This window comes from Streptomyces sp. UH6, from assembly GCF_013421635.1.
GTDB classification, from domain to species: domain Bacteria; phylum Actinomycetota; class Actinomycetes; order Streptomycetales; family Streptomycetaceae; genus Streptomyces; species Streptomyces abyssomicinicus.
Window position 1 is genome coordinate 1 of sequence record NZ_JACADT010000297.1, and the last position, 6,094, is coordinate 6,094.

Here is a 6,094-nt window from a genome sequence, read left to right on the forward strand (position 1 = left end):
GCGCCGCCGCGGACCGCGCCGGAGCCGCAGAGCAGCACCGAGGGGTGGCGGGTGGCCACGCCCCAGCGGGAGGCGGGGGTGGACAGGTCGGCGTCGTCGGCGGCCCAGGGCCAGGACAGGTCGCCGTGGAAGATGTGGCCGCCGGGCATCGCCACGTCCGCCTCGACGTCCTGCGGGATCTTGGCCTCGACGCAGGGCCGCCCGTCGGCGTCCCGGGCCACCACCGAGTCGATCGGGTCGAGGAGGTGCTCGTCCAGCGAGGCGACGGCCCGCCGCACCGCCTCCGCCGTGCGTTCGGCGCGGGTGGCCGGGTCGTCGAAGAGGGTGGCGGGCAGGTGGAGGCCGAAGTAGGTGAGGGTGTGGGTGCCCTCCGGGACGTCGCCGAGGACGGACGGGTCGGTGAGCGAGTGGCAGTACACCTCTCCGGGCAGACGGCTCGGGACGCGGCCCGCGGCGGCCTCGGCGTGCGCGGTCTCCAGGTCGTCGTAGTCCTCGCCGAGGTGGAGGGTGCCGGCGAAGGCGACGCGGGGATCGGCGCCGGACCTGAGCCGGGGCAGCCGGTCGAGCAGGAAATTGATCTTCAGCTGGGAGCCGACCGGCTTGTCGGCCGGGTCGCGGTGCTCGCCGAGGAGCCCGTCGAGCACCCACGGCGCGGCGTTGGAGAGCACGAACCGCGCCTCCAGGACGGCTCCGCCCGCGACCTCCACCTCGGCGCCGCCGGGGCCGGGCCGGACGGCGGTGACCTCGGCGCCCGTCACCAGCTCGGCGCCCGCGCGGACGGCGGAGGCGGCCAGGGCGTCGGTCACCGCGCCCATCCCGCCGACCGGGACGCGCCACTCCCCGGTGCCGTTGCCGATGAGGTGGTAGAGGAAGCAGCGGTTCTGGATCAGCCGCGCGTCGTGCAGGCCGGCGAAGGTGCCGATCAGCGCGTCGGTGGCGACCACGCCGCGGACGGTCCGGTCCGCGAAGCGCCGCTCCAGCGTCTCCCCCAGCGGCCGCCGCACGATCTCCTCCCAGAGCCCGGCGTCGACGCGCCGCCGCAGCTCGCCCTCCCTCGGCAGCGGCTCGGTGAGGGTGGGGGCCAGGACCTCGGCCAGCTCGCCGACCTGTGCGTAGAACGCGCTCCACGCCTCGTACTCGGCGTCCGACCCGGTGAGGCGGCGGAAGCTGTCCCGGGTCGCCGGGCCCTCCGGTCGCTCCACCAGGAGTCCGCCGGGCACCCCGTCGCGCAGCACGGGCGTGTAGGAGGCGGTGGAGCGGGAGGCCAGCTCGAGGTCCAGGCCGAGGTCCCGGGCGATCCGCTCCGGCATCAGGGAGACCAGGTAGGAGTAGCGCGAGAGCCGGGTCGGGCGGCCGGGGAACGCCCGGGCGGAGACCGCGGCGCCGCCGGTGCGGTCCAGGCGCTCCAGCACGGCGACGGACAGACCGGCACGGGCCAGGTAGGCGGCAGCGGCGAGGCCGTTGTGGCCGCCGCCGACCACGACGACGTCGTAGGCGGTGCGGCTCGTCCTGATCGGTTGGATCGATGTCATGGCCCATACCCTGGCGCACGGCTCGCGGCCGGCGTGCATGGGACCGCGCTCCCGCGGTGACCCGGAGGGGGTACGCGGAGGCTGCCGGGCCCCTCGAGGGAACCCCGCGGCCCGAGGGACACGTTCCACCACTGCGGGTACTGTGAGCGCACGCCGCCAGGGGGAAGGACCAGAAGATGATCATTTTCGGCACCAAGGGCTACCTGTACCAGCTCGCCATGCTGACGCTGGTGTGCGGCAACTGCGGCAATCCCGCCGCGCACGCGCTGCGCAAGCACGTCACGAAGTTCACGCTGTTCTTCGTGCCGCTCTTCCCGGTCTCGGTGAAGTACTCGACGCAGTGCACCTTCTGCGGTGCGCAGCGGCGGCTGAACGCCTCGGAGGCGGAGCAGCTGCAGGCGGGCGCGGCGGGCGGCCAGGGCGATCCGCTCCAGGGCCGGCCGCAGCAGCCGTACCAGTCCTGACCCCGCACCGGCCTCGCGTCCGGCCTCGCCGCACGGGACGGCGGCGGGCCGGGTGCGGCCCGCCGCCGTCGCGTGTACCGGTGCTCCCGGCGGTGCTCCTCTACCGGTGGGAGCGGAACTCGACGACCTGCTGGTAGGTGGGGCGGTTCTGCCAGCTGACCGGGGCGTGGGTGATGCCGCCCAGCGCCCGGTGGATCACGGCGTCGGCGCACCACTGGTCCCCCGCGTCGCAGTGCTCGTCACCGGGGTAGACCTGCGCGGCGGTCCGGCCCGCGGCCTCCTTGAGCGTCCGGGCCAGCACCGCCCGGCAGTCGGCGAGGTCGCCGGCGCCGCAGTAGGGGCGGGCCAGGCCGCCGTCCACCTCGTCGCCGAGCACGGCCCGCACATCCTTGTCGACATAGCTCCACCAGCCGTACTGGAAGGCGCTTCCGGCGTGGCCGCCGGTGGGGCCGTGCGAGGCCCCCGGCGGTTCGTCGACGGGCAGGTTGGCCTCGAACGCGGCGTACAGGTCCTCGCCGAGGCCCGGCTGGAACTGGGCCTTGACCAGCAGCGGCCACCACGCGTCGAGGATGCGTATGGCGTCGGCGTGGGCGTACCGCTCGGAGCCGGCCGAGGTCTCGGTGCGCAGGGAGCCGGCCGACACCCAGGCGGAGAGCCTGCCGATCGCCTCGGTGACCGCCGGGTCGTCCACCGGGCCGCTGCGCAGCACCCGCAGCAGCTTGGGCAGCACCTGTTCGGCGCGCAGGTCGGCGAGGCCGGCCTCGGCCATGGCGCGGGTGAGCGACGCCCGGGTGACGTTCCCCTCGTCGACCAGTTCCCGGACGCGGTCGTCGAGCAGGTCGCCGCGGTGGACGGAGCCGTTGCCCCAGGAGGCGGCGGTGTAGCCGTCGGCGAGCTTGTTGTTCCAGGAGATGTAGTAGTCCTGGTCGACGGACTGCGGGTGCTCGGCCGGCGGCGTGTAGGAGGCCCGGTTGTTCTCCGGGTTCCAGTTGCGCCACTCGTAGCGGGGGTCGGCCCAGGCCGGGAAGTCCGGGTCGACCCCGGCGGCCCGGACGGGGTTGTCGCCGCTGTTGTAGTAGGCGGTGTGGTCGGCGTCGGCGTAGAGCCAGTTGAAGGTGAAGTTGATGTGCTGGGTGGCCTGCTGGAAGGACTGCGGGCCGGTGACGTGTCCGGGGTCGTTGAGCATCTGGAAGCCGACGATCGAGTCGACCTCGTGCCGGTAGGAGGTGCGCAGCGTGGTGTAGGCGACCTTCTTGCCGCCGACGGTGGCGCGGTACTCGACCGGACCGTACTTGGTCAGCCAGGCGCGCATCGTGTAGGAGCCGGCGGGGGTGGAGTCGGCGACGGTGGGCTTCCAGGAGTTGGTGTGCTCCACCTTCTCCATGGCCACGCACTGACCGCGGTAGAGGTAGTGGTGGTCGTCCTGGCACAGTTCCACGGCGTAGGTGTCGATGATGTCCTGCGCCGAGGTGGTCGCGGACCAGGCGTAGTCCTGGCCGCGGCCGAGCTGGACGTACATCGACAGTCCCGCGAAGGAGGCGCCGCGGGCGCTGATGCCGGGGCCCTGGATCTCCTGCAGCAGCAGGAGTTGCGGCGCGAAGTAGCCGGTCTGCGGCCCGAACACGGCGACGGGGTGCCCGCTCGCGGTGTGCTCGCCGCTGACCACCAGGGCGTTGGACATGCCGCGCCGGGCCGAGCCGACGGCGGCCTCGGTGGCCGCCCTGGTGGCGGCGTCGGCCTTGGCCGTGGTGGCGCTGCCGGTGCGGTTGTGCACCAGCGGTTCGCGGGTCACCGAGCCCGGGTCGGGCAGGGCCGTGCCCTGCGGGTCGTCGGGCTTCACGGCGTAGGGGAACGAGGCGCCGCGGACCGTGACGGCCGCTTCCGGGTCGTCGCGTTCGCGGAAGGACTCCCAGACCCGGGTGCCCTCCTCGACGCCGTAGCGGGACTGCGCGGCGAGCAGCGACAGGGCGTTCTCCACCTCGCCGCCTCCGCCGGAGCCGAAGAGGGCGCCGATGACGGAGGCCAGGGCGACCAGGTCGGTGAGCTTGAAGCGCTCGATCCTGCCCAGGTTGAGGATGGCGTCCTTGTGGCCGGTGAGCACGTACTCGCCGGGGAAGTAACGGCCCTTGTCGGAGGCCTCGATGTAGGCGTTGACGCCGTCCACGTAGGCCTGTGCGTCGGCCAGGGCCTGGCGGCCGCGTTCGCCGTTCTCGGCGGCCACCCGGTCGATCTGGGCCTGGAGTTCGGCCTCGGTGTAGGGCGCGGAACGCCAGAACTCCTGCTCCAGGGCCTGGTTGCCCGGGGCGCCGCCGGCGAAGGAGGTGAGCCGTCCGCGTCCCACGTGCCGGAAGACGTCCATCAGCCACAGCCGGTCCTCGGCGGCGGCGTACCCGGCACCGAACTCGGTGCCGTAGCGGGTGGTGCCGGTGATGTGCGGGACGCCGGTGGCCTTGTCGCGGACGATGGTGACGTCGGTGCGTCCGGCGGGCCGCTTGGTGGAGGCGACCTGGTCGGCGGGGACCCCGAAGGAGGCGTCGTTGAAGAACTCGTCGATGGTGGAGTCGGTCAGCTCCGGATAGCCGGTGGCCAGGTCGGCGTAGGGGCCCAGCTGGTCGTCGCTGTGCGCGGGGACGATGCCGACGGTCTGGTCGAGCAGGATCTCGGCGAGGGTGGCGGTGCCGTCAGCGCCGGGCGGCAGGATGTCCGCGCAGCCGTCGCCGCAGTGGTCGGTGGCCGCGGCGGGCGCGGCCGCGGGGGCGTTCGGTGCGGCGGCCGACGGGAAGGCGGGAGCGAGCAGGGCGCAGATCATGGCGCCGGTCAGCAGGCCGGCGGTTCTCCGGCCGGCGCGTCTGCGGGTGGTTCCTCTGTCAGGGGCGGTGCGTGGGGTGTGCCGGGTCACGGCGGCTCCTCCCGACGGGGACGGGACCAGGAGGTTACCGCCGGTAGCCGGGCAGTTGAAGATGCCGGTGCGTCAGTTTCCGTGGAGGAATCCGGGGTGGGTGGCGGACCGGTGGAGGGTGACCACGCATCCGAGGACCGGCCGGGCCGCGGCCTCGCGCCCGGCCCGGGCCACGCGCACCCGGTCCTGACCGGCCGTACCCGGAGTTCCCGACCGGCGTCCTTATTCCGGAAATTGGGCGCCTTCACCACCCAGACCCTCGCGTAACGACCCGGTGGCGGAGGCCCGGAAGCCGGGGACGGGCCCGGCGCCGGGAGGTCCCCCGTATCGTGGGCGCATGGATCTTCGATTGCCCAGGTGGCCACGGAACCGTGTGCTCGCGGCGGCAGCGGCCGCCGTCGTGCTGGCGGGCGCCGGGACCTGGACGGCCGTGGCCTCCGGCGACGACGCGCCCGCGGTACGGCACACCGAGCAGATGATGACGATGGACGGCGGGGTGCGGATCGACACCTCGTACTTCACCTCCGGCCCGTCCGGCGAGCGCCGCCCCGCGGTCCTCCTCGGCCACGGGTTCGGCAACGACAAGGAGGAGGTCCGCGGTCAGGCGGAGGAACTGGCGAGGAGCGGGTACGCGGTACTGACCTGGTCGGCCCGCGGGTTCGGGGAGTCCACCGGCAAGATCGGGCTCAACGACCCGGAGGCCGAGGTCGCCGACGTCTCCCGGCTGATCGACTGGCTGGCCGCCCGCCCCGAGGTGCGGCTGGACGAGAAGGGCGATCCCCGGGTGGGCGCCGCCGGCGCCTCCTACGGCGGCGCGATCGCCCTCCTGGCGGCCGGGCACGACGGCCGGATCGACGCGCTGGCACCGGCGATCACCTACTGGAACCTCTCCGACGCGCTCTTCCCCGACGGGGTCTTCAAGAAGCTGTGGGCCGGGACGTTCATCAGCTCCGGCGGCGGCTGCTCCCGCTTCGAGGAGGAGCTGTGCCGGATGTACCAGCGGGTCGCGGAGTCCGGCGAGCCGGACGTCGAGGCCATGGAGCTGCTGGCCGAGCGCAGCCCGGTCGCCGTCGGTGACCGCATCAAGGCGCCGACGCTGCTGATGCAGGGCCAGAGCGACTCGCTCTTCCCCCTGGACCAGGCCGACGCCGCCGCCCGGGCCATCGGCGCCAACGGCGCCCCGGTGGCGGTCGACTGGC

4 protein-coding genes are annotated in these 6,094 nt (G+C 73.8%); 2 read left to right on the forward strand and 2 right to left on the reverse strand.

The features are described from left to right. Positions 1-1,532: NAD(P)/FAD-dependent oxidoreductase (locus HW445_RS15855; RefSeq protein WP_180221664.1), on the reverse strand; the 1,532-nt coding region annotated here is incomplete at its 3' end. Between the two features lie 176 nt (positions 1,533-1,708). Between HW445_RS15855 and HW445_RS15860 the strand changes: the two genes are divergently transcribed. Further along, positions 1,709-1,996 (forward strand): zinc-ribbon domain-containing protein, encoded by a 288-nt coding sequence (locus HW445_RS15860; RefSeq protein WP_180221665.1) that lies wholly within the window; start codon positions 1,709-1,711, stop codon positions 1,994-1,996. Positions 1,997-2,096: 100 nt separating this feature from the next. Here the strand turns inward: HW445_RS15860 and HW445_RS15865 are convergent, their stop codons facing one another. Next, positions 2,097-4,895 carry a penicillin acylase family protein gene (locus HW445_RS15865; protein ID WP_374939657.1) on the reverse strand — a complete coding sequence of 933 codons (2,799 nt, stop codon included), beginning with the start codon at positions 4,893-4,895 and terminating at the stop codon, positions 2,097-2,099. A gap of 337 nt (positions 4,896-5,232) precedes the next feature. On the opposite strand from HW445_RS15865, the gene HW445_RS15870 reads away from it, so the two are divergent. Beyond that, positions 5,233-6,094: S9 family peptidase (locus tag HW445_RS15870; RefSeq protein WP_180221666.1), on the forward strand; the 862-nt coding region annotated here is incomplete at its 3' end.